Source organism: Agathobaculum sp. TL06 (genome assembly GCF_054658635.1).
This window is the reverse complement of sequence record NZ_BAAGGY010000026.1, coordinates 17030-38968: the sequence shown is the minus strand read 5'-3', so window position 1 is coordinate 38968 and position 21939 is coordinate 17030. Positions and strand designations below refer to the sequence as shown.

22 protein-coding genes and 1 pseudogene are annotated in these 21939 nt (G+C 56.3%); 9 read left to right on the top strand and 14 right to left on the bottom strand.

All coding sequences use genetic code 11. The features are described 5' to 3' along the window. Window positions 1–584 (bottom strand): annotated as a pseudogene (locus ACYQ3S_RS13685) (recombinase family protein); the annotation flags it as partial. A 4-nt stretch (window positions 585–588) separates the two neighbouring features. Beyond that, window positions 589–846: a hypothetical protein gene (locus ACYQ3S_RS13680; RefSeq protein ID WP_459689832.1), complete on the bottom strand. Its 258-nt coding sequence runs from the start codon at window positions 844–846 to the stop codon at window positions 589–591. A gap of 631 nt (window positions 847–1477) precedes the next feature. On the opposite strand from ACYQ3S_RS13680, the gene ACYQ3S_RS13675 reads away from it, so the two are divergent. The 4 genes from ACYQ3S_RS13675 to ACYQ3S_RS13660 all read left to right on the top strand — a co-directional run bounded on the left by ACYQ3S_RS13675 (window position 1478) and on the right by ACYQ3S_RS13660 (window position 3910). Continuing rightward, entirely contained in the window at window positions 1478–2857 is a 1380-nt protein-coding gene (locus ACYQ3S_RS13675) for an MATE family efflux transporter (protein WP_459689831.1), read from the top strand. Beyond that, entirely contained in the window at window positions 2854–3027 is a 174-nt protein-coding gene (locus ACYQ3S_RS13670; RefSeq protein ID WP_147556839.1) for a cysteine-rich KTR domain-containing protein, read from the top strand. The genes ACYQ3S_RS13675 and ACYQ3S_RS13670 overlap by 4 nt, the downstream gene beginning before the upstream one ends. Window positions 3028–3288: 261 nt before the next feature. Further along, a complete protein-coding gene (locus tag ACYQ3S_RS13665) occupies window positions 3289–3747 on the top strand; it encodes an RNA polymerase sigma factor (RefSeq protein WP_459689829.1) in 459 nt (152 codons plus the stop codon). Further along, the gene (locus ACYQ3S_RS13660; protein WP_459689827.1) at window positions 3719–3910 is read left to right on the top strand and encodes a helix-turn-helix domain-containing protein; all 192 of its coding nucleotides are present in this window, start codon (window positions 3719–3721) and stop codon (window positions 3908–3910) included. Before ACYQ3S_RS13665 ends, ACYQ3S_RS13660 begins: the two co-directional genes overlap by 29 nt. 290 nt (window positions 3911–4200) lie before the next feature. Here ACYQ3S_RS13660 and mauJ read toward each other — a convergent pair whose 3' ends face one another. The 7 genes from mauJ to ACYQ3S_RS13625 form a co-directional block, all read right to left on the bottom strand. Next, window positions 4201–5496 (bottom strand): methylamine utilization protein MauJ, encoded by a 1296-nt coding sequence (mauJ, locus tag ACYQ3S_RS13655; protein ID WP_459689826.1) that lies wholly within the window; start codon window positions 5494–5496, stop codon window positions 4201–4203. Window positions 5497–5743: 247 nt separating this feature from the next. Then, the gene (locus ACYQ3S_RS13650; RefSeq protein ID WP_459689824.1) at window positions 5744–6124 is read right to left on the bottom strand and encodes a desulfoferrodoxin family protein; all 381 of its coding nucleotides are present in this window, start codon (window positions 6122–6124) and stop codon (window positions 5744–5746) included. 180 nt (window positions 6125–6304) lie between these two features. Then, entirely contained in the window at window positions 6305–6793 is a 489-nt protein-coding gene (locus ACYQ3S_RS13645) for a deoxycytidylate deaminase (protein ID WP_054326537.1), read from the bottom strand. A 27-nt stretch (window positions 6794–6820) separates the two neighbouring features. After that, a complete protein-coding gene (locus ACYQ3S_RS13640) occupies window positions 6821–7477 on the bottom strand; it encodes an ABC transporter ATP-binding protein (protein ID WP_459689823.1) in 657 nt (218 codons plus the stop codon). A gap of 128 nt (window positions 7478–7605) precedes the next feature. After that, entirely contained in the window at window positions 7606–8961 is a 1356-nt protein-coding gene (locus tag ACYQ3S_RS13635; RefSeq protein WP_459689821.1) for an MATE family efflux transporter, read from the bottom strand. 66 nt (window positions 8962–9027) lie between these two features. Then, complete coding sequence (locus ACYQ3S_RS13630; protein ID WP_459689820.1) at window positions 9028–10524, bottom strand: Na+/H+ antiporter NhaC family protein; 1497 nt, start codon at window positions 10522–10524, stop codon at window positions 9028–9030. Between the two features lie 171 nt (window positions 10525–10695). Next, window positions 10696–12099, bottom strand: a complete 1404-nt coding sequence (locus ACYQ3S_RS13625; RefSeq protein ID WP_459689819.1) for an alanine/glycine:cation symporter family protein — start codon at window positions 12097–12099, stop codon at window positions 10696–10698. Window positions 12100–12495: 396 nt separating this feature from the next. Here ACYQ3S_RS13625 and ACYQ3S_RS13620 point away from each other — a divergent pair, with 396 nt between their 5' ends. The 4 genes from ACYQ3S_RS13620 (at window position 12496) to ACYQ3S_RS13605 (ending at window position 15192) form a co-directional block, all read left to right on the top strand. After that, complete coding sequence (locus ACYQ3S_RS13620) at window positions 12496–13209, top strand: radical SAM protein (RefSeq protein ID WP_459689817.1); 714 nt, start codon at window positions 12496–12498, stop codon at window positions 13207–13209. Then, on the top strand, window positions 13206–13922 hold the full coding sequence (locus ACYQ3S_RS13615) for a queuosine precursor transporter (protein ID WP_459689816.1): 717 nt from the start codon (window positions 13206–13208) through the stop codon (window positions 13920–13922). The genes ACYQ3S_RS13620 and ACYQ3S_RS13615 overlap by 4 nt, the downstream gene beginning before the upstream one ends. Before the next feature lie 826 nt (window positions 13923–14748). After that, window positions 14749–14955, top strand: coding sequence for a helix-turn-helix domain-containing protein (locus ACYQ3S_RS13610; protein WP_459689815.1), 207 nt, complete (start codon window positions 14749–14751; stop codon window positions 14953–14955). Between the two features lie 30 nt (window positions 14956–14985). Then, window positions 14986–15192, top strand: a complete 207-nt coding sequence (locus ACYQ3S_RS13605) for a helix-turn-helix domain-containing protein (RefSeq protein ID WP_459689813.1) — start codon at window positions 14986–14988, stop codon at window positions 15190–15192. Between the two features lie 43 nt (window positions 15193–15235). Here the strand turns inward: ACYQ3S_RS13605 and ACYQ3S_RS13600 are convergent, their stop codons facing one another. Genes ACYQ3S_RS13600 through ACYQ3S_RS13590 form a run of 3 tightly spaced genes read right to left on the bottom strand, consistent with a single transcriptional unit; the run spans window position 15236 to window position 18775 of the window. Beyond that, on the bottom strand, window positions 15236–16513 hold the full coding sequence (locus ACYQ3S_RS13600) for a hypothetical protein (RefSeq protein ID WP_459689812.1): 1278 nt from the start codon (window positions 16511–16513) through the stop codon (window positions 15236–15238). After that, window positions 16510–17826 (bottom strand): DUF58 domain-containing protein, encoded by a 1317-nt coding sequence (locus tag ACYQ3S_RS13595; protein ID WP_459689810.1) that lies wholly within the window; start codon window positions 17824–17826, stop codon window positions 16510–16512. The genes ACYQ3S_RS13600 and ACYQ3S_RS13595 overlap by 4 nt, the downstream gene beginning before the upstream one ends. Next, window positions 17819–18775 (bottom strand): AAA family ATPase, encoded by a 957-nt coding sequence (locus ACYQ3S_RS13590; RefSeq protein ID WP_459689809.1) that lies wholly within the window; start codon window positions 18773–18775, stop codon window positions 17819–17821. The genes ACYQ3S_RS13595 and ACYQ3S_RS13590 overlap by 8 nt, the downstream gene beginning before the upstream one ends. A gap of 207 nt (window positions 18776–18982) precedes the next feature. Between ACYQ3S_RS13590 and ACYQ3S_RS13585 the strand changes: the two genes are divergently transcribed. Next, window positions 18983–19909, top strand: coding sequence for an AEC family transporter (locus ACYQ3S_RS13585; protein ID WP_459689808.1), 927 nt, complete (start codon window positions 18983–18985; stop codon window positions 19907–19909). Between the two features lie 57 nt (window positions 19910–19966). Here ACYQ3S_RS13585 and ACYQ3S_RS13580 read toward each other — a convergent pair whose 3' ends face one another. Beyond that, complete coding sequence (locus tag ACYQ3S_RS13580; protein WP_459689807.1) at window positions 19967–21394, bottom strand: MATE family efflux transporter; 1428 nt, start codon at window positions 21392–21394, stop codon at window positions 19967–19969. After that, window positions 21375–21860 (bottom strand): MarR family winged helix-turn-helix transcriptional regulator, encoded by a 486-nt coding sequence (locus ACYQ3S_RS13575; protein WP_459689806.1) that lies wholly within the window; start codon window positions 21858–21860, stop codon window positions 21375–21377. Before ACYQ3S_RS13575 ends, ACYQ3S_RS13580 begins: the two co-directional genes overlap by 20 nt. Window positions 21861–21939 lie beyond the last annotated feature (79 nt).

Genomic DNA, 21939 nt, shown 5'->3' with positions numbered 1-21939 from the left:
GCATGGGTCCTTTTCCGGCAATACACAAATCAAAAATTTTCTTTACCACAGCGGCAGCTTCTTCATCTACAATCCATTTCTTTTTGTCGTCTGGGTCTTTCCTGTACCCATAGGGCGGATTGGTACAGAGGTGTTCCCCTGCATTACCCTTTGACCGCATGACCGCGCGAATTTTTTTGCTTGTATCTCGTGCATAAAAGTCGTTGAACAAGTTTCTGAAAGGGGTAAAATCATTATCGCCTTTGTCGCTGTCTACGCCGTCATTGATTGCGATATAGCGAATATCACGCTCGGCAAAGAAACTCTCGGTGTAATAGCCAACTTTCAGATAATCACGTCCCATGCGGGACATATCCTTTACGAGAAAGTCCTATCATTTCATTCCAACCGGGTCTATCAAAAGTCACGCCCGAAACGCCGTCGTCAATGAAAAATGTAAGATTAGGGAAACCGTTGTCCGTTGCATATTTGAGCAGGATTTTCTTTTGATTTGCTATACTGTTACTCTCTCCGTCTAAAGCGTCCTCTTGACTTAAACGGGCATATAAAGCGGTAATGTTGTCGGGATAATTTTTTGCTGTCATATGTTCATTCCTCCTGTAATGAACGCCCGACAAACAGGTTGCTATCTTTATTATAGCGGACTTCTTTTTCTTTGTCAGTAGGCGTTTTGACGGATTCTGCTCTTATGAGCCGCTCCATTTTGCTATAAAGCAGTTCCGAGCCGCCGCAAATCGTTGACACCTCAAAAATCGTACCGCCGATTTTGTAAGTGACAGTTTCGTGTAGCGGATTGCCCTTTTTTGGCAATGACTCGGTATGTTTTGTATCTCGTTTCTTTTCCATTCCTTTCTCATCCTTTCTTTATTTTGTAATGTGATAAGTTTCGTAGCAAGCATAGGAAAGGGGTACCCTTTCCGTAAAATCGTCCGTTTTCTGTCTGCCGACAGCGGCGATTTTTGCTTGTTGGGAAGTTTCCCAAAGCCTCTGTTTTTCTCTTCACTACCTACTACACCGCACAAGGCGGTTTTGCCGAAGTTTTGATAGAAATTTTTAAAATAATTTCTTATGCCCTGTTACGCCGGATAGAGAAGGAAGCCAATGTTTACTTAACAGTAACTAAATATGGGGCTTTGAGCCGCAGGACGATTGACAACACATATGGGAATCGCTATAATTATTTTGTAATAAGTTTTCAGAAAGGGTGAGTACAATGTTATTTGGGAAATTTTGCATTGAATACAGCTCCGCACAATTTGATATTTCAAAACATTGTACGGAGCCTAAAAGACACGAGAACATTTATATTTAGGCTTGCTCCAACATAATCTTATCATGCGGGGCTTTGTTCACGTGTATATATCATTATGATGTTCGGGCAGTAGGCAATGTTTTGTCTGCTGCCTTTTGTTATGCAGAGGGCGCACTGTATCGTGGCTACCCTCTGCTTTTTTTATTCAGAAAGGATTTTGAGAAAATGAAAGAAGAACAGAATTTAACAACAGGAAGCGTACCGAAGAAGCTGATTATATTTGCTCTTCCTCTATTGCTTGCTAATCTTTTGCAATCTTTTTATAGTATTGTAGATATGCTTGTTGTTGGAAATATCGTAGGAGAAACAGGTCTTGCAGCAATCAGCAATGCGTCTATGATAAGTTTTATTATCAATTCAATTTGTATCGGCGTAACAATGGGCGGTACTGTTTTAATCGCTCAATATAAGGGAGCAAATGATGAACAAGGACAAAGTGAAACAGTTGGAACACTATTCGCAATATCCCTTATCGCTTCATTTATCGTAACGATAATAGGATTGATTGTATATAAGCCGCTTTTTCATATTTTGAATGTTCCTGCGGCTTCTATGCAAGACGCTTGCGAATATATGAAAATCATCTGCTGCGGCACTATATTTGTGTTTGGTTACAATGCAGTTTGCTCTATTATGAAAGGCTTTGGGGATTCAAAAAGTCCTCTATATTTTGTGGCGATTGCGACGGTTGCAAACGTCATATTAGACCTGATTTTAGTCGGTCCCTTTAATATGGGAACAGCAGGAGCCGCCTATGCAACTATTTTTTCGCAGGGTGTTTCTCTTTTTGTATCAATCATTCATTTGAAAAGGAAAAAGTTTGTCTTTGATTTTAAGATAAAGCACTTCGCTATCAAATCGGATAAACTGATAACTGTTTTAAAAGTTGGATTACCCACCGCTATCCAAATGGTAATTGTCAATATATCGTATCTTCTAATTACGGGAATGCTCAACTATTTTGGCGTATCTGTTGCCGCAGCGTCCGGTGTAGGTCTTAAAGTCAATACATTTGCAGGTATGCCCTGTTGGGCAATCGGACAGGCTGTTACTGCTATGGTCGGGCAGAATGTAGGGGCAAACGATATAGAGCGCGTGAGAAAAACAACGAAAATCGGATTGTATTTGAATGTATCGGTTACTTTGATTGCCATTATCATTGTGCAATTATTTGCGGAACAAATCATCATGTTATTTGAGCCGGAAAGCCAGGAGGTCATAAAGGACGGCGTTCTATATCTAAGAATGTGTTGCGGTATTAACAGTCTGATTTATGCAGCCATGTACACATTTGACTCTTTTGCTATCGGAGTAGGCTCCGCAAATGTTGCTATGATAAATGCACTTTTGGACGCAGTATTTATCCGGTTATCTGTAAGTTGGATTTTAGCATTTATCATTCACATTGGATTTACAGGTATCTATATCGGTCAAGCTGTTTCTCCTGTATTACCCGCGATTGTCGGATTGATATATTTCAAAAGTAAATCATGGGAGAAGAAAAAGCTGATACATCATGCGGAAAGGAGCGTGGGGCAGCCATGAAGCAAGCAGAATGGCTATTATGCCCTATATGCCATAATAAAACCCGCATTAGGGTACGAGAAGATACTGAACTAAAGAATTTCTTACTTTACTGTCCTAAATGCAGGAATGAAGTTTTAATCAATTTAAAAATGAAACATATATCTGTTATCAAAGAGCCGGACGCATAGACGCAGAGCCGATAACACGCAGAGTAAAAATGCGGTTATCGGCTCCTTTTTTAATTGTGAGGAGGTCTATGGTGTTTTTTTCTAATTATTACGACATCTTAAAAAAAGACGAATCTTTGCAACGGGATATTGCGCCCATAAAGATGAACTTATAAATCATTTAATATGTTCTGATAACTCATATTGTACAAGCCCCCATGTGGTTTTCAATTTAGACGCTTGTTCCCCCCCCCCCTATTGGGAAGAAAGGGGGTGAGTTAGATGATTTATTCGGAAGAATACAAGGAGCATATTGAATACACATTTGCCGCTTTTTGTAAAGTCGTTCTCCATAATGCGGCAATGACTGCTTACCGTGACTTCGGACGGAAACAGAAACGGGAAGTATCACTTGAATACTTGATGTCTGAAACGTCGTTTGAACCGTTTACAACGGACACTTATTTTGAGCAATACGACCGACCTACTGTCTTTGTTGCAAAAGGGCAAAAAATTGTTGTCGCAAGTAAGCGGTTAGCCGACGCACTATCAAAATTGACTAAGCAAAGACGCAATGTTTTGTTTCTGTACTTTTTCTTCGGTTATACCGACACTCAAATCGGAAAAGAGTATGGAAGAAGCAGAAGTACAGCGAATTACTGGAAATTAGCGTCATTAAAGCAGCTACGAAAAGAAATGGAGAGATTAGAGCATGAGAAACAAGAAGTTGATACCTTTTGAAGTCATTGAAAAGGCTGTCGCCGGAGAGCCGAAAGAGATTGACATAGTTTTGAAACATTATAAGTATCTGTCCAAATACAGAGGGCATATCAATGATGATATTCAAGAACATTTGAAAGCACAACTTATTAAAGCTATCATGCAATTCCGTTTTGACAGATAGCAAGTAGCAAAGCCAGAGAAAGCCGTCAAGGATAAACTTCGCGCTTCGCGTCCTTGACGGTTTTCCCTGTCCTTACTGTTGGGCAACTAAGAGAGCGCAATCGGGTAAACCTGCTTACGCTCTCAACCCATTATGAATGTTACGCAGTAGAGGTTGATTTCCCCTTGATTTATACGGTTTGCAGACAGTGTAAATTGCTTAGACGGTATTTTATACTCTTACCCTCAAAAATACTGTTTTATTGCGTAACATCAATTTATTATATAATTTCTAATAGTTTCTTAAATCAATTAGATTATTAGACTTGAGTTAATAATAATGAGTTCTGCAACTGCTTTCACAAGCGGAATTTCTTTTTGTAATTGTCTCTCATCTTTGTATGGCTTATAACGTTCTTGGTTTTTTCCACTTTTGCTATGGACTAAAGAATTTCTTGTGAAGTAAATACGTCGCGCTATTTGTGTATATACTCCCTGTAAATCTGTCCATGGAATAGCAGGAGCATTACAAAATATTACCTTATTAGTCTGATAATATGCAATAGCAGTAGAATCCATTGAAGATATACGATTTTTTAACTCATCTATTGCGACATATTCATTTAATACAAATTTAAGTGATTCAAGTTCGTTTCCCTGTCCCGATTCATCATTCATACGCAAACGATTTTTTACAAAAAGAGCCATTTCATAAATTTTATCGTCATTTCTGTAGGAAAATCCGGGATTTGTTATTTTATCTCTTAAATCAGCTATCATCTTCTTTTTAAATACTTCATCATAAAAATATTCCATTACATGATAGAAAGAAATAAATTTAATATAAGGGTCATTGGATGAAAGAGCTAATTTGTAATAGTCAACAACGTCTACTGTATATTCTCGTAATGGCGGCGAATCTAATTGTTCAAAATTAATTCTTCCTCTTGTTGTTCGATTTAAGTGGAACATTTCTTCAATATCCGAAAATTCTATAAGTGCAAAACCCGAACGATACATAAATTGAAATGCAAATGATGTTTTATATTTTCTAAATGTTTCTAATGGCTTACATTCAGCAGACTCGATTTTAAGAGAAAGTTCACCTATCATACGAGGCAAAAGGCTTTGTAGAGATAAAGGTTCTTCATCATTGCCATAACGACGTAAATTATCAAATGGGCGTAATAATCGCATCGGAAATAATCCTCGTTGATTACCTTGTCTGTTCCGTATATCAGCAATATTGATAAGTAGAAATGCACAATATTCTATTGAAGGAAAACTAAATGTGTATTTGATTCCATTTGTTGTATCATCAGCTATAACAGGATAAGGTTCTCCTCTCAGTAACGGGTAATCTAAATCTATAGCTATTTCATAACTGTTTCCAGAAAAAAACTCCAAATTTTCAGATGATGTAGATACTACATTATTATACAATTCCTGTAATTCGATATTACTAATTGTAAAATCAGACATAGTTGTTTCTTCTCTGGAAGAATATCTGTTTTGAATAACTACTGCAATATCATCATCATTTTCTTCAATATTTCCACATCCGAAAACTCTACCAATAATTTTTTTAAATTCGTAATATGTAGCCATCCTATTACCTCATGAAAATTTTAGATTTCAGTTTTTCTATCAGTATTAGAAAAATAATTATAGCATATTTTTGCTTGAATAAAAACAGAGAATTGATTACCATTAAGCAATCAACTCTCTGTTTTTATTGCCCCCTGTCTGTCAGCCGTTAAATTAGTTTGTTTCCAAAACTTCCTTATCGGCATTCAGCTAGGGGGAAACACGCTTTTTCAAATGGATGCATGGCGGGCGCGGGGAAAGGGCGCGCTCAGAGCGAGGCCTTCCAAAGCCCGTGCAGGTTGCAGAATTCGTAAACCGCTTCCGCTGTTTCGCCTTCGGCAAGGCGGAACACGGCCTCCGGCGCGCCGGTGTGGTCGAGTACGGCGCGGTGTACGGCCTTATCGGTCACCAGCCAGATGAACGCGATGTGATGCTCCTCGGTCATGGGATGGGTCACCTCGCCGACGCAGGCGCGGATCACATCGCCCTCGGCCTTGACGACCGGAACGTGCTTCTCCATGGCGCCGTCGGTCTCGCCGGCCTTGAATTCCTTCATCGGCTCGCCGCAGCAGATCACCGGAACGCCGTGATCCTCGATCTTCTCAATGATGTTGCCGCAGTGCATGCACTTGTAAATCTTTAATTCCATAACGAAACTCCTCCTTTGCGTGTCTATTATGCCACGCGGTCCTGTGTTTACGCGCGCGGGAGGGGGAAAATCCCCGCGCCGCGCGCCCGATGAGAGCAGCCGTTTCCGGCGGCCCGCTATAAAAAGCCGGCCAGTGTGTCCGGCTCCTTATCCTGGTGAAGATACCCCTGACCGGCCGCGTCAATAGCCGCGCCGGCCGTCCAAAACGTCGTCGTGGTAGATCCAGTCGCGCACGCTGATGGTATCGTATGTATCGTTGTCGCGCCGGATGACCACCCGTTCGATGCCCGCGTTGATAATCAGGCGCTTGCACATGGTGCAGGAATTGGCGTCGGGCATGATTTCGCCGGTGGACATGTCGCGCCCGACCAGATAAAGCGTCGCGCCGAGCATCTGTTCGCGCGGCGCCGCGATGATGGCGTTGGCCTCGGCATGGACCGAGCGGCAGAACTCGTACCGTTCGCCGCGCGGGATGCCCAGCTTCTGCCGGATGCAGGTGCCGATGTCGATGCAGTTCTCACGGCCGCGCGGCGCGCCGGTGTAGCCGGTGGAAACGATCACGTCGTTTTTGACGATCACCGCGCCGAAATTGCGCCGCAGGCAGGTGCCGCGCTCAAGCGCGACCTGCGCCATATCCAGATAATAGTTGTCCTTATCCCGCCGGTTCATAACATGCCTCCTGAAATAGATACGGATTCAGCCGGAAAGCACACCGCCCTCCAGATACAGCCGCCGCGCGGCGCGGGCGGCCGCCGTATGGTCATGCGTGATGAGTACGACCGTGTTGCCCCGCTCATGCAGCCCGTCGAGCAGGGAAAGCACATCGGCCGCCGCTTCCGGATCGAGTCCGGCCGTGGGCTCGTCCGCCAGCACGACGCAGGGGCGCGTGACCACCGCGCGCGCGATCGCGACGCGCTGCTGCTGGCCGCCGGAAAGCTGGTTCGGCTTGTGCGCCGTGCGGTGGGACAGGCCGACCGCGCGCAGGGCCTCTGCGGCGCGCGCCACCCGTTCCGGCCGCGCCACGCCCTGCAGGGTGAGCGGCAGGGCGACGTTTTCCAGCGCGGTCATGCCCGGGATGAGCTGGAAGCGCTGGAACACAAAGCCGATCTTCTCGCCGCGCAGGCGGGCGAGCGCCTGCGGCGGCAGGCCGGAAACGTCGGTCCCGCCGAGCAGGTAGCGGCCCTCGGTCAGCGTATCGAGCAGGCCGAGAATGTGCATCAGCGTGGACTTGCCCGAGCCGGACGCGCCGGTGATCGAAACATAGTCGCCGCGCCGGACGGACAGGTTGACGCCGCGCAGCGCGCAAACGCCGCTTCTGTCATATATTTTACTCGCATGGACAAGCTTTAGCAAGGCATTTCCCCCTCTTTCTTTTTTATTTTGGGAGGAAAAGCGCAAACTATACGCCGGCGGGCCGCAAGGGGACGGAAAAGCCCGCCGGCAGACACGCTGCCGGCGGGCTTTTTTTCTCTGTCCGGACGTTACAGCTCCGGCAGGTTCTTTTTCCAGAGGCCGCTCCGGTAAAACCAGAAGGAGATGCCGGTGCCGAGCAGCCAGCCGATCGGCCAGGAGAGCCAGATGCCAAGCTCCTGCCAGAACCGGAACAGCAAAACCGAGAAGCCCACGCGCAGGATCAGGTCGGAGAACGTCGTCACCATGAACAGCCGCATGGCGCCCGCGCCGCGCAGCACACTGTCGCACACGAATTTGACGCACAGCGGGCCGTAGAACGGCGCCACGATAAACAGGAACTGCCGCCCCACGCCGATCACGCCCGACGCGCTGCCCGCGGGTACGAACAGGCCGACGAGCGGGTTGGCCAGCAGCAGGTAAAGCGCGGTGAAAACCAGCGCGAGGCCGATGGAATAGCCGGCGCCCGCCCTGAGCCCGGGCGGGATGCGGTCCAGCCTGCGCGCGCCGATGTTCTGCGCCACATAGCTTGACAGGCCGGAGGAGAACGACATGCAGCAGGTCAGCGCGAACATATTGACCTTGGTCGCGGCGGAAAAGCCTGCGATGACCGTCGCGCCGCACAAGTTGACATAATACTGGATGATGACGTTGCCGACCGAGACAAAGCTCTGCTGGGCGATCGAGGGGATGCCGTAGCCCACCAGCCGGCGCAGCATATCGAACGAAAAAAGCAGGAAATGGCCGCCCGTATCGAACGCATGCACGCGGCGCAGGAGCAGCAGGAACGCCAGCACGCCCGCGCAGCCCTGGGCGATGAACGTCGCCCAGGCGACGCCCGCGACGCCCCAGTGGAAGACCGCGACGAAAACCAGGTCGAGGATCACGTTGCTCACCGAGGACAGGATCAGCAGGACAAGCGGCGTGCGGCTGTCGCCCATGGCGTTGAAGATGCCCGTACACACATTGTAGAGGAACAGGAACAGCAGCCCGAAAACGTAAACGCGCAGGTAGAGCGCGCCGTCGGAAAAGATATCGGCCGGCGTTTTCAGCGCGTCCATGACCGCGTCCGTTCCCAGCGCGCCGGCCAGCGTCAGCAGCAGCGCGACCGCGGTTGTGGTCAGCAGCGCGGTAGAGACCGCGCTTTTCATGCGCACATAGCGCCTGGCGCCGAACAACTGGGAAACCAGCACGCTCGTGCCGATGTTGATGCCGGTCGCCACGGCCACGAAAAGCTGGGTGACCGGATAGCTCGCGCCCACCGCGGCGAGCGCCAGCTCGCCCGCCTGCACGGAAACGGCGAAGCGGCCGACGATGACCGAGTCGGCCATCTGGTAAAGCTGTTGGAACGCCACGCTGAGCAGAAGCGGCAGCGAGAACCAGAACAGCTTTTGCGAGGGCTTGCCCTCGGTCAGATCAGTAGTCAAAAGGATACACCTTCCAAAGCAGAGAAATGAAATCCCCCGATTTCGGGGGATTCCTGGGTTTTGTTTTCAGTTTTGCGCGCGTTTTTTCTGCTGGGCGGAGATCACAAGGATCGCGCAGAACAGCAGGATCACGCCGACGACCAGGGCGACGAAGCCGTTGCCGCAGAAGCCGCCGACAAGGAAGCCGATGAAGCAGAACACCGCCACCAGCAGCGCGTAGGGCATCTGGGTGGAAACGTGGTCCATATGGTTGCACTGCGCGCCCGCCGAGGCAAGGATGGTCGTGTCCGAGATCGGGGAGATATGGTCGCCGCAGACCGCGCCGGACAGGCAGGCCGCGACCGTCATGACCAGCATGGTGCTGGGCGCGTCGCCAAAGACCGCGACCGCGATCGGGATCAGGATGCCGAACGTACCCCAGGAGGTGCCGGTGGCGAACGCGAGGCCGAGCGAGATCAGGAAAAAGATCGCGGGCATCAGCACGGATACCATGGAATCGCCGCTGACGATCGAGGATACATAGCCGCCGATGTTGAGGTAATCCTCCGAGCAGACGCCGGACAGCGTCCACGCCAGCGTCAGGATCATGATGGCAGGCACCATGGCCTTGAAGCCTTCGGTGAACGCCTCGCAGAACTGGCCGAACGTCAGGATCTTGCGCGGGATATACAGCAGGAAGGTGAATATCAGCGTAAAGAACGAGCCGAGCACCAGCGAGGTCGAGGAGGAGCAGTTGGCGAACGCGTCGATGATGTTCGCACCCTCCAGAATGCCGCCCGTGTACAGCATGGCCGAAATGCACAGGACGATCAGCACGCAGATCGGCAGGATCAGGTCGTATACCTTGCCCGCGCCGCCGACCACATGGTTCTCCTCCACGCTGGAAAGCTCGTCCTCCCTATGCTCGAGCTCATATTTACCCATGGGACCGAAGTCGAAGTCCGCCGCCATCAGCCACATCAGGAACACGAGCGTCAGGAGCGCGTACAGGTTCATCGGGATGGTCTGCAGGAACAGCGAGAAGCCGTCCATCGAGCTGGATTCGGGCAGCGAGGAGCCGACCGCGGCGGCCCAGCTGGAGATCGGCGCGATGATGCAGACCGGCGCGGCGGTCGCGTCGATAATGTACGCGAGCTTGGCGCGCGTGATGCGGTACTTGTCCGTGACCGGCCGCATGACCGTGCCGACGGTCAGGCAGTTGAAATAGTCGTCCACAAAAATGAAAACGCCTAAAAACGAAGTTGCGAACGCCGCGCCGCGTCGGGTGCGGATGGTTTTGACCGCCCAGTTGCCGTATGCGCGGGAAGCGCCCGATTTCGTGACGAGCGATACCAGTATGCCGAGCAGCACCAGGAAAATGCAGATCTCGATATTGTCCCCCAGCTTGCTGCCCATGACTTCAAACGTGGTCTCGACCGCGTGCAGCGGGTTAAAGCCGGTGAACAGCAGCGCGCCCGAAAGGATGCCGATCAGCAGAGACGAATATACTTCCTTGGTGATGAGCGCCAGCGCGATCGCGATGACCGGCGGCAGCAAGGTCCAGACGGTGGATGTCAGGTCCATATTCAGTTCCCCCTCATTCTTTTTGCAGGATCCGCAGGCTCCATGCAAGTCTATTTTATTATTCTATATGTATTTTTCCGGCTTGACAAGATGGAATCCGGCATTTACAAAAAGGATGGTGTAAATTTGTGCAATCTGTGCGGAAAAAGCGGGGGAGGAAAGGGGGATTTGTCAAATATCCTTCGCGCGGCGGTAGCGGCGCCACTCCGCGAGCGCTTCCCGCCGCAGGGCGAGCACGCCGACCAGGTTGGGCAGCGCCATCAGCCCGTTGAACGTATCCGAAAGCGCCCAGGCCAGGTCGAGCCGCATCGTGCAGCCGAGCGCGGCCGCGGCGATGAACAGCGCTTTGTAAAGCGGTGCGGACCGGCTGCCGAACAGGTACTCAGCCGCCCGCTGTCCATAATAGGACCAGCCGAGCAGGGTGGAAAACGCGAACAGCACCAGCGATACCGCGACAAAGCCGCCGCCGAGCGGGCCGAACACGGTGGAGAACGCCGCGGCGGTGAGCGCGGCGCCGGTCTGGAGCTGGGCGAGCAGCGGGGTACCCGCGGCAAGGCCGTACTGCGCGGCGTCGTAAACGCCGGAGGTCAGGATGACCAGCGCGGTCACGGTACACATCACGATCGTGTCGAAAAACACCTCGAACACTGCCCACATCCCCTGCTCGCACGGCTCTTTGGCATCCGCCGCGGCATGCACCATGACGGAAGAGCCCAGGCCGGCCTCGTTGGAAAACACGCCGCGCGATACACCGATGCGGATGGCCTGCGCCATGCCGTAGCCCAGCACACCGCCCGCGCCTGCCTGCCAGTCGAACGCGCAGGCGAGGATTTGCCCACAGGCCTGTGGAAGCGCGGCGCGGCCGTGCCACAGCACGGCCAGCGCGCCGGCCATATAGAACAGCGCCATAAACGGGACCAGGGCTTCGGTCACGCGGGAGATACGCTTCAGCCCACCCAGCATGACCGCGCCGAGCAGCACGGCGGTCGCCAGGCCGGTCGCGAGGGGCGGCACGCGGAACACGGTGGACAGGCCGCTGGCGATCGAGTTGCACTGGCTCATATTGCCGATGCCGAACGAGGCAAGGACGCAGAACAGCGCGAACGCCGCGGCAAGGAACGGGCTGTGCAGCCCGTTCTTGAGATACAGCATGGGGCCGCCGCGCCAGGCCCCGTCCGGCCCGCGCTCGCGGTACAGCATACCGAGCGTGTTCTCCGCGAACGCGGTCATCATGCCGAAAAAGGCGGATACCCACATCCAGAACACCGCGCCCGGCCCGCCGATGGTCAGGGCGGTGGCCACGCCCGCGATATTGCCCGTGCCGACCGTCGCGGCCAGCGCGGTACACATGGTCGCAAAGGGGGAGACCGCGTTTTTCGAGCTGGTGCGCCGCGCCGCGCCGGAAAAGCAGGAGAGCAGCGTCCTGCGCAGCCACAGGCCGGCATGGCGCACCTGGAACAGACCGGTGCGCACGGTGAAATAGATGCCCGTACCGGTGAGCAGCACCAGCATGGGTATGCCCCACACGAATGCGCGCACCATTTCGTTCATCAGCGCGATTTTGTCAAGCAGCATGGAATTCCCCCTTGTTCAGCGTCCATCCTAACTATATGCTTGACTTTCCGGTGAAATCCGCTATAATGGAAAAGCAACTGAAGAACAGACAGTTCGGAACCATCCTGTCTATAAACAAAACTACGGGAAAGGCTTTGATCGAAACAGCGTTCCGGTCGGGGCGGGCTGCGCCGCGCAGTGCGCGGACAAAGCCCAGGCGCGATTTTGCACGCCGCAAAAACGGCATGCAGAACCGCCGTCTTGTATCAAAAATCAGGCGCACGTCCTGATTTTTGATGAAAATTTGCATGCTGTGCAAACATGCAGAGCAGATTTTCTGTCGGATATGCGCCTTGCGGCGCGGTGATGGTGTACCGTTACGGTGCGCCTTATTTTTTGCAAAAGGGAGGGAGAGCGGTGGAGCTGACCCGCTATTCGGTGATCGAGGGCAAGAACCCGCGCGAGATCGTGCTGCTGCGCGGCCGCGGCTGCGCGTGGCGGCGCTGCAAGTTCTGCGATTACCATTTGGACGCATCGCGCGACGAGCAGGCCAACCTTGCGCTCAACCGGAAGGCGCTGTCCCAGGTCACGGGCGTGTTCGGCCGGCTGGAGGCGATCAACTCCGGCTCGTTCGCGGAGCTGGACGAATCCACCGTGCGCGAGGTCGAGCGCGTCTGCCGCGAAAAGGGCGTCCGCGACCTGCACATCGAGAGCCACTGGCTGTTCCGCAGGACGCTTCCCGCCCTGCGCGCGCGGTTTTCCGCGCAGGGCGTGCGGCTGCACGTCAAGATCGGCGTCGAGACGTTCGACGCGGACTACCGCGAGCGCGTGCTGGACAAGGGCATCGATGCGGCCGATCCCGCTGAAATCGCGGCCGATTTCGACGACTGCTGCCTGCTGTTCGGTCTGGCCGGACAGACCGCGGAGAGCATGGCGCGCGATATCCGCACGGGCCTTGCCTATTTCGACCGCGTATGCGTCAACATCATGGTTCCGAACACCACGTCTGTCAAGCCGGATCAGGCTGCACGGGACGCCTTTATCCATCAGGTGTACCCGTTCTATCGGGATGATCCCCGCGTGGACATCCTGCTGGACAACACGGACTTTGGTGTAGGAGAACTGGAATGACAAATGAAATTTTACTGGCGGTTTCGCTCGTTGTGCTGTATGGAGCGGTGCTTCTGTGGTTTTACCTGTTCGGCACGGGCGGGATGATGGCGTTCACGGTGTTTGCGACGATCGCGGCAAACATCGAGGTGATGATTTTGGTGGATGCGTTCGGCATGGAGATGACGCTCGGCAACATCCTGTTCGCAACGACGTTCCTTGTGACCGATATCCTGAGCGAGGTCGCGGGGAAAAAGACCGCGCAGCGTGCGGTTTGGGCGGGCATCGCGGCAAACGTGCTGTTTATCCTCGTCTCGCAGTCCTGGCTGCTGTATGTGCCGTCGGTGAACGACTGGGCGCAGGAGCCGATGCGGGCGGTGTTTTCCAACACGCCGCGCATGATGCTTTCCTCGCTTGCGGTATACGCGGTCGCGCAGATCTTCGACGTCTGGCTTTACCATAAATGGTGGGCCTTTACCGAAAAGCGCACAGGCGACCACCGTGCGTTCCTTTGGCTGCGCAACAATGGTTCGACGCTGGTTTCCCAGCTCGTCAACACGGTTCTGTTTACCGCGCTGGCATTCTGGGGAACGTATGACATGCCGACGCTGCTGTCGGTTGCGCTGTCGAGCTATGTGATTTTTATTTTTACCTCGCTGCTGGATACGCCTGTCGTATACGCGGCGCGGCGGCTGCATGAGAAAAAAGTGGGCCGCGCGGCGCAGGAGGATTGACGGGTTGGGTTTCCGCTTTGGCGAAAGCGGGGAAACTGCGCCTGCGCGGCGCGGGCGGACAAGAGGGGAGAAACCAACGGTTTCTCCCCTCTTGCCAATCACCCCTTTTCCCTGATGCGCAGGCCGGAGGCCGGAACGGCTGCGCCGTTCCTATTTCTGACCAGGACCGCTCCGAAAAATACGGGGGCTGTTGCAGGAGCTCTGTTCGCGTAGAGGTTAGGACGATATGACGGGAGAACGGATGCCGCCTGTCCGAAACGGTCTATGCGCGCGTAACAGCGCGCGCGGGAGGGGGAAAGCCGCCGTCACCCCGCCCCCCCTGGGGTGGAAGCCGTTGTGCTTACCGTGATACAGCAACTGGGCGGCAGGTGGAACGCGCGACCCACCTTGCGCGCGGAGCGCGCCCTTATTTGCGGAAGCAAATGCCGTAAACCGATCTTGCGGAAGCGTTCAAGCCCTGCAGCCGCGAAAAAAGGAAAGCAGGGAATTCAAAAGGGGAGGAAAACCCATGCGGGTTGTCCTCCCCTTTTGCCCCCGCGCCGGGCGGCGCACCGTCCCCGTTGCCGAGGGGATGTAAAGCGGTCAATGCTTCCGGCGGTGTTTCCCTTGAACGACATCATCCCGCGCCATAGCGAGCCGGAGCCGGAGCATCCCGCGCCAGAAGCGCTGCGGGTCGTCCCGCTCCAAACGCTGGAGGTAGTCTTTATCATGGCGGTGTTGTAGAGCAAAAAATTTTTATTTATTATATATCACTGTAATAATATATTATAAATAAAGAATTGCTAATTTAATTACTTATAATTAATGTATATATCAGGTGGTATAAATGAATTCTATCAGATTGACAGTCCGTGAGGCTATGGAATCAAACGGATTGAACCGTTACCAAGTTAATAAATTAACGGGAATCCCTTATCAGACATTGGATAGATACTTTAAGAATGAAGTGGCGCGGTATGACAGTGATGTATTGCTCAAGCTGTGCGTCGCCCTCGACTGCGGCATTGATGAGCTGATCGAAGTTATCCGTTAAATCGGAAAAGGTATATATGGAGTGATTGATATGAGTAGTATCCGCATATGCCTTGATAAAGTTTTAGAGAAACAGCATATTACGCGGTATGAATTGCAGAAACGTACGGGAATCCAGTACCAGACCATCGATAAATACTACAAAAATAAGGTTGTACGCTATGACAGCGACCTGTTGCTGAAAATGTGCGTCGCCCTCGACTGCGGCATCGAAGACCTGATCGAAGTCGTCCGCTGAACCGGATGCAAAAAGCACGGATGGAAAACCCATCCGTGCTTTTTTATGCCCTGCGGCGGGAGGCGCGCAGCTTTTTCCACAGCATCGCGGCTTCGCGCGCGGTCAGGAAATCCCCGCCGCCGAAATACCGCGCGTCGAGCGCGTCCGACAGAAACCGCAGCTCTCCCTCGCAGTCGGGATAGAGCGCGTTCATGCGCATAAGGAACTGGCGGCAGGTTTCGCCCTCCTGCCGGCCGAGCCGCCTGCGGCGCGCCTGCCGCTGGATGCGGTGCAGCACGCCGGGCGCGGTGTTGCGCTCGGTCACATACCGCATGGCAAACCGTATCCGCGTCCGCAGCTGCGCCCAAAGCCCGCGCAGCAGCGCGGACAGGCGCGGCCGCTCGCGCTGGACGCCCAGCTCGCCGCGCATCCCGCCCACCGTCAGGCGCAGTCTGCCGCGGCGCAGCAGCAGGATCAGCGCGGCCGCCAGCCCGACGATAATCAGCGCGAGCAGCGCGTACAGCATCAGCTCGGAAAACCGCGCGGCCTGCTCGGACTGCTCGGCGGTCACGTTGCCGGGCAGGGGCGTCCCCTCCAGCGTGCCGGACGCATCCGGCGTGAAGTGGGACAGGAGCCACAGGAAAAACGCGTTGAATGCGTGGTACAGGCGGGAAACGAGCGCCCGCAGGAGCGCCCAGCCGCCCAGCACCACGGATTTGATCTGTCCGCTCAGCGTCAGGATCACACCGCCGGCAATCAGCGCCATGCCGCCTACGGCGGCCAGCAGGATCGCCGCGCCGCGCCCGCCCGCGTGGGAAGCGGAACGTCCGCCCGCCGAGCGGCGCGCGACCGCGGCCGCCATCGTCAGCACGGCGGCCAGCAGCAGCGGCAGCAGAGGGCGCATCGGCCGTCCTGTCAGCGAATAGTAGGCCAGGCCGATGAACAGGAGTACGATGTTCCCGTCCAGATGCGAAATCAGGCGCTCGGGCGTGACCGGACGAAGCAAAGTGCCATAGCTGATATAATAGCAGCTCAGCCACATGATGACTGCGAACAGGATGCCCATGAGCGAGGAGAAACGGCCGTAGACCGCGAAGGATACCGCGGCCTGCGCCGCGAAAAACAGCGCCGTGACCAGCGCAAGGCGGCGCACCGGCTGCGCGCGCCGCAGCAGGCGGCTGAGGCAGAAATGATACGCCAGCAGGAAGCAGGCCCATACGGGCAGGCAGGCCGAGGTGAACGAGCCGGTCTCGACCTGCGAGAAAAAGCCGAAAACGAACGACAGCGAGGCGATGGTGGAAAACAGTACCGCCGCGCCGAACAGAGGGGAGCGCCCGTTCATATTGCCGCCCCCTTTGCCAGCCGCCGCAGCGGCACAACGCGCAGGTCAGGGTCGGCGGACGAGGCGCCGCCCGCGGCGGCAAATACCGTCACACGCGCCGCGCCCAACCGGCCGACCAGCCCATGCACGGGTCCGTCCGGCGCGCAGGTGATCAGATAGACGCGGCCGGCCTCGGACGCGGCAGTCAGGACGGCGCGCTCGTCAAAGCGGGAGGGCGCGCACTGTTCCAGCCGGTCGCCGTTTTCCGCGAACAGGTGCTGCGCCAGACAGTCGTAGCCCGCGAGCAGGCCGAGCAGTTCGGCGGCGGAGCGGCCCTCGACCGGCGGCAGGGTAACGGCTGAATACCGGCGGGAGGCGGGCAGCGCAAGCCCGCAGGTCACGCCGCGCCGGAACAGCCGCGCGATGACCGAGCCGAGAAGCTCAAGCGCCTGCTCCAGCTCGGCGTAATCCGCGGACAGGCCGCAGAACGATTCCCCGTCCAGCACGAACAGCGCGGAAAGGGGCTGGATGGTTTCGTAAAAGTTGACCTTGAGCTCCTGTGTGCGCGCCGCCATGCGCCAGTTGATGCGCTTCCAGCTGTCGCTCGGCTGGTAGGGGCGCAGGCCGCGCAGCACGGCCATATCCTCCTGATAGCCGGCCGAGCCGGCCGACTGCCGCCACTGCTCCTGCAGGAACAGCGAAATATCAACCGGTACGCTGCGCGGGTAAACCAGCACCTGGGGCAGCTTGCCCGGCGGACAGGGGGCCTCGACCTGGGACAGCCCGAAGCCGTCGCCCGAACGGAGCATCAGCCGGTCCATGCGGTAGACGCCGCGCCGCCGCGCGGTCCACACGCTGCGCAGGGTGAGCGTTTCGTGGCCCATGACGAACGAAAAGGTGCGGCGATAGGCGTCGGGAGCGGGGCGGTCTGCCGCGTCCGGCGCGGCTTCCTGCCCCTGCGCTTCGCCGGAAAGGCAGGCGTACCGCTCGAAGGTCTCGTCAGGCGTGAGGCAGCCGCGCTCGGGAATTCCCTGGGACAGCTCCAGCCAGATCAGCGGCAGCAGCTTGTCGTTTTTGACCGTGTAGGAGAACGTGGTCTCCATGTCCGGATACAGGCGGGTGCGGGAGCAGGCAACCTCCAGCGTGACATGCCGGATCGACCGCGCGCCCCACAAAAACGCCGCGCCGGACAGCAGGAACAGGAACGCGAAAGCCGCGGACAGCACGAGCAGGTCCCCGACCGCGGCGGCCACGCACAGGATCAGCCACAGCGCGACCGCGGGCAGGGAAACGAGTATGCTGGACGCGCGTCCGAACTGCAGGCGCTTATTCATCGTAAATACCGCTCTGGGCGGGCGGTACGGGTACGCTTTCGAGCAGCTCCGTGACCACGGTCTCGCCCGTCCGTCCGGCGAGCTGGGCCTCGCTTTCGAGCAGCAGGCGGTGCGGCAGGACGAAGCGGGCGAGGTACTGCACGTCGTCCGGCGTGACGAACGCGCGCCCGCGCATGGCGGCCCAGGCCTTGGATACGCGGAACAGCGCGCGCGAGGCGCGGGGGCTGGCGCCCATGGCAACGCCGGGGCAGTCGCGCGTCGCGGCGACGAGCGCGACGATGTACTCCGTAACCGCGTCCGACACCTGTATGTCCTGAAGCGAGGCGCGCAGCGCGAGGATCTCCTCCGGTCCGGTGACCGCCCGCACCTGGTCGAACGGCATGGCGTCGCCCAGGTTGCGCAGCATCTGGGCCTCCTCTGCCGCGTCCGGATAGCCCATGGACAGGCGCATCAGGAAGCGGTCCATCTGCGCGGCGGGCAGGCGGAACGTGCTTTCGGATTCCACCGGATTCTGGGTGGCCAGCACGAAGAACGGCGCGGGCAGGGGCAGCGTTTCGCCGTCAATGGTGACGTGCTGCTCCTCCATGGCCTCGAGCAGCGCGGACTGGGTGCGCGGCACGGCGCGGTTGATCTCGTCCGCGAGCAGGATGTGTGTGAACACCGGCCCGCGCAGCAGCCGGAATTCGCCGGTGCGCTGGTCGAAGATGTTCATGCCCGTGATGTCCGAGGGCAGCAGGTCGGGGACGAACTGCACGCGGCGCGACGCGCAGCCGGACGCGAGCGAGAGGGTCTTGACGAGCGTGGTCTTGCCGACGCCGGGCATGTCGTCGAGCAGGATATGCCCGCCGGCGAGCAGCGCCGCAACGATCAGCTCGATGCGGTCGTGCTTGCCGAGGATAATTTTTTCGGTTTCCGCAGTCAATTTTGCTGCAAATGCAGAGATTTCCATAGTTGTTCCTTTCCAGCCTCGTTTCGTTCAGATTGCCGCAATAAAAAAAGCCTGCCTGCGTGGGATAACGGGATAACGTATTCTACCATAAAGCGGAGGGAAAGTAAATCAGCCGCGCCCGCCCTCTTGACAGCAGCCCGCCAACGGCGGTATAACTGAAAAATAAGGGAAAAGCCGTTGTCTGGAAACGGCAGGGGGAATGAAAAAATGGATATGTTCTGGTCGCTTGCCGGGGAAGTCGGCAAGCTGTTCCTGATGATGCTCATCGGCTTTGTGGTTTACCGCCTGGGCATCATCACGGTGGAGGAAAGCAAAATCCTTTCCAAGGTGATGCTGTACATCGTGCTGCCGGCGGTCGTGCTGCATTCGTTCATGGTTGAGTTCACGCCGGACAAGACCAGGGGGCTGCTCCTGTCCTATGCGGCGGCGCTGGGCGTCAGCCTGGTGCTGGTGGCCGCCGTCACGCTGCTCAAGCGCCCGCTGCATCTGACACCGGTGGAGTCGATGTCGGTCATTTATTTCAACACCGGCATCGCCGTGCCGATTGTGGGCGCCGCGATCGGCCAGGAGTGGGTGGTGTATGCTACGGCGATGATCTGCGTGCATACGTTTCTGGTGTGGACGCACTGCAAGTTCACCTTGTCCGGCGAGCGCACCGTGAGCTGGAAAAAGCTGTTCCTCAATCCCAACATGATCTCCATGCTGATCGGCATCGCGCTGTTTACGCTGCAGCTTCCGGTGCCTGCGGTGGTCAGCGGAACGGTGGAGGGAATGGCCGACCTGTTCGGCCCGCTCAGCATGGTCGTGACGGGCATTTTGATCGGCAGCCTGAGCTGGAAAAGGGTGCGGTCGTACCGCAGGCTTCCCCTTGTGGTCGGGCTGCGGATGGTCGCCGGCCCGCTGGCCGCGCTTCTGCTGGTCAGGGCGCTGCATCTGACGCAGATGGCGCCGGACGGCTCGCTGATCCTGACCGCCGCGCTTTTGTCCGTGGCCACGAATTCGGCCAATACGATCACCCAGATGGTGCAGGTCTACGGCGGGGACGCGGAGTATTCCAGCGTGATCTGCGCGGTGACGTCGCTCCTGAGCATGGCGGCGCTGCCGCTGTTCGGGCAGATGGTCCGGATGCTGTAAGGGAAAACGCCGGCAGGCGCCGCGGGCATGCCCGCGGCGCTGCTCGCGGCGCTGCTTTTATGTCTCCGCGGGCGGCGTCTGCCCGATTTGCTGCCGCAGGCGGCGCATCTCCGGCACGATGAAGAACGCGACGATCGCGGCGGAGGCCGTGTCCGCGATGGGGGCGGAATACAGGATGCCGTCCAGGCCGAAGAACAGCGGCAGGATCAGGATGAGCGGGATCAGCAGCAGGAGCTGGCGCAGCATGGACAGCACGGACGCCTTGAGCGGCTGGCCGGTGGCCTGGAAATAGTTGGTGGATACGATCTGGAAGCCGGCGCAGAAGATGCTGAACAGGTAGATGCGCAGGCATTTGACCGCAAAATCCGTGAACGCGGCGTTCTCCTTGCCGAAAATGCCCACAATCGTCTCGGGGAACAACTGGCAGAGCAGCCAGCAGAACGCAATCAGCCCTGTGGCGAACGTGACCGCAAGCAGGTAGGTGCGGCGGATGCGCGCAAAGTTCTTCGCGCCCCGATTGAAGCCGAGGATGGGCTGCGCGCCAATCCCCACGCCGATACCGAACGCGGCCATAATCATGGCGATCTTCATCACGATGCCCATAGCGCTCAGCGCCACGTCGCCGCCGATGGCGCTCTGGTCGCCGTAATGCACCAGGGAATTATTCATCACAACCTGCATGATGCAGCCGACCGACTGCGTAATGCCGGAGGAGACGCCCAGCGCCATCGCGCGGCGCACCAGATACCAGTCCGGCCGGCGGTAGGCGCGGCGCAGGCGCATATGGCGCGGGTTGCCGCGGCTCGGCCGCAGGAAATACAGGGTCAGCACAACGGCGGAGATGATCTGCGAGGTGATCGTGGCAATCGCCGCGCCCTTGACGCCCCAGTGCAGGACGAATATGTAGATGGGGTCGAGGATTGTGTTCAGGAAAGCGCCGATCATCATGCCGTACATGGACATGCGCGGATGGCCGTCCGTGCGCGCCAGGTTGGACAGCACGACCGAAACCATGTTAAAGGGCGTGCCGAGCAGGATGATCGAGGTGTAGTCGAGCGCGTAAGGCAGGATGGAATCGGTCGCGCCGAACGCGCGCAGCAGGGGGCGCAGGAAAATCAGGCCGAGGACCATCAGCACGACGCTGAGCAGGATGGAAAAGGAGAACGCGGTGTTGAGCGTGCGCTCGGCCTCCTCCTCGTTCTTTTCCCCCAGACGGATGGCCGCGTGCGCGCTGCTGCCCGCGCCGATCAGGGTGGAGAACGCCAGCAGGATGGTCATGACCGGAAAGGCGACCGTTGTCGCGGCGTTGCCCAGATAGCCGACGCCCTGCCCGATGAAGATCTGGTCCACGATGTTGTAAATCGAGTTGATCAGGCAGGAGACGATGGCGGGGAGGGAGAAGGTCACCAGCAGCCGGCCGACCGGCTTGCAGCCGAGCGGGTTCTGGGGAACGGAGGCGTTCGGTTCAGTCTGCAGGGTTTGCATGGGGCAGCTCTCCTTTCCGGCCGGCGATTTCCTTCAGTGTGCTGCAGGAATGTTCCGACATGGCGCGCAGGGCGGCCAGCAGGCGCTCGCGCTCGGCTTCCCCCAGCCCGCTGGTGAGCGACGCGGTCCAGTAATCCCGCACCGTGTACACGCGCTCGACAAGGGCGCGCCCCTTGTCGGTCAGGTGGAGATGGTGGACGCGCTTATCCTGCTCGTCGGGCGTGGCGTAAACATACCCCTCCCCGCCGAGCTTCTGGATCGCGCGCGTCACGGTACCCTTGTCAAAGCCGCCGAGACGCGCGAGGTCGAGCAGGCTGATGCCGTCCTGCTCGAAAATACGCAGCAGGAAGAATTGCTGCCCGCCGCCGATGTTATCCCGTTCCAGCGCCAGGTCAAAATACCGCTGGGTGTTGCGCTGCAGCAGGGATATGTACCGCAGCACAGTGATTGGCTGATGCTTCATCATGTTCATTCCTCAAATAGTTGATTGCGCAATAATTATCGCAGTATTATCGTACACCTTATCGGTTGCGCTGTCAACTATA

Excerpts from the sequence above, each read along its gene's own strand:
- ACYQ3S_RS13645 (WP_054326537.1), bottom strand. The coding sequence starts at position 6,793 with ATGAACCGGCGGGATAAGGACAACTATTATCTGGATATGGCGCAGGTC.
- ACYQ3S_RS13610 (WP_459689815.1), top strand. The coding sequence starts at position 14,749 with ATGAATTCTATCAGATTGACAGTCCGTGAGGCTATGGAATCAAACGGA.
- ACYQ3S_RS13675 (WP_459689831.1), top strand. The coding sequence starts at position 1,478 with ATGAAAGAAGAACAGAATTTAACAACAGGAAGCGTACCGAAGAAGCTG.
- ACYQ3S_RS13630 (WP_459689820.1), bottom strand. The coding sequence starts at position 10,524 with ATGGACCTGACATCCACCGTCTGGACCTTGCTGCCGCCGGTCATCGCG.
- ACYQ3S_RS13595 (WP_459689810.1), bottom strand. The coding sequence starts at position 17,826 with ATGAATAAGCGCCTGCAGTTCGGACGCGCGTCCAGCATACTCGTTTCC.
- ACYQ3S_RS13670 (WP_147556839.1), top strand. The coding sequence starts at position 2,854 with ATGAAGCAAGCAGAATGGCTATTATGCCCTATATGCCATAATAAAACC.
- ACYQ3S_RS13600 (WP_459689812.1), bottom strand. The coding sequence starts at position 16,513 with ATGAACGGGCGCTCCCCTCTGTTCGGCGCGGCGGTACTGTTTTCCACC.
- ACYQ3S_RS13615 (WP_459689816.1), top strand. The coding sequence starts at position 13,206 with ATGACAAATGAAATTTTACTGGCGGTTTCGCTCGTTGTGCTGTATGGA.
- ACYQ3S_RS13625 (WP_459689819.1), bottom strand. The coding sequence starts at position 12,099 with ATGCTGCTTGACAAAATCGCGCTGATGAACGAAATGGTGCGCGCATTC.
- ACYQ3S_RS13660 (WP_459689827.1), top strand. The coding sequence starts at position 3,719 with ATGAGAAACAAGAAGTTGATACCTTTTGAAGTCATTGAAAAGGCTGTC.
- mauJ (WP_459689826.1), bottom strand. The coding sequence starts at position 5,496 with ATGGCTACATATTACGAATTTAAAAAAATTATTGGTAGAGTTTTCGGA.
- ACYQ3S_RS13605 (WP_459689813.1), top strand. The coding sequence starts at position 14,986 with ATGAGTAGTATCCGCATATGCCTTGATAAAGTTTTAGAGAAACAGCAT.
- ACYQ3S_RS13585 (WP_459689808.1), top strand. The coding sequence starts at position 18,983 with ATGGATATGTTCTGGTCGCTTGCCGGGGAAGTCGGCAAGCTGTTCCTG.
- ACYQ3S_RS13590 (WP_459689809.1), bottom strand. The coding sequence starts at position 18,775 with ATGGAAATCTCTGCATTTGCAGCAAAATTGACTGCGGAAACCGAAAAA.
- ACYQ3S_RS13665 (WP_459689829.1), top strand. The coding sequence starts at position 3,289 with ATGATTTATTCGGAAGAATACAAGGAGCATATTGAATACACATTTGCC.
- ACYQ3S_RS13580 (WP_459689807.1), bottom strand. The coding sequence starts at position 21,394 with ATGCAAACCCTGCAGACTGAACCGAACGCCTCCGTTCCCCAGAACCCG.
- ACYQ3S_RS13680 (WP_459689832.1), bottom strand. The coding sequence starts at position 846 with ATGGAAAAGAAACGAGATACAAAACATACCGAGTCATTGCCAAAAAAG.
- ACYQ3S_RS13650 (WP_459689824.1), bottom strand. The coding sequence starts at position 6,124 with ATGGAATTAAAGATTTACAAGTGCATGCACTGCGGCAACATCATTGAG.
- ACYQ3S_RS13575 (WP_459689806.1), bottom strand. The coding sequence starts at position 21,860 with ATGATGAAGCATCAGCCAATCACTGTGCTGCGGTACATATCCCTGCTG.